We start from the raw sequence: 296 nt of genomic DNA on the forward strand, positions 1-296 counted from the left end.
GTCACTCAAGACATGCTCGACAACGGCTTTGACGTTGAAGTGCCTGTCACTGCAGGCGCAACTGATGTTGATGTGACCGCGCAAGTGATTGATATCGCCGGTAACCCATCTGCGACTGCTACCGATACACAACCTGTGGACAATGTTGCCGCACCTGCACCAATCGTTGAATTCAGCGGCATGGGCAGCGATGGCGTGTTCAACAGCGATGAGATCGGTACTGATGGCACTGTGACCGCGACCGTGACGCTAGCGACTGGCACTCAAGTTGGCGACACCTTGATTGTCACTGACGG

Annotated in this window: 1 protein-coding gene; it reads left to right on the forward strand. The window is 55.1% G+C overall.

What is annotated here, in order from left to right; translation table 11 throughout:
* A partial coding sequence (locus tag H5202_RS23780; RefSeq protein ID WP_220494004.1) for a hypothetical protein occupies positions 1-296 on the forward strand: 296 nt, incomplete at both ends.

This window comes from Shewanella sp. SG41-4, from assembly GCF_014164505.1.
In the GTDB taxonomy this organism is placed as follows: domain Bacteria; phylum Pseudomonadota; class Gammaproteobacteria; order Enterobacterales; family Shewanellaceae; genus Shewanella.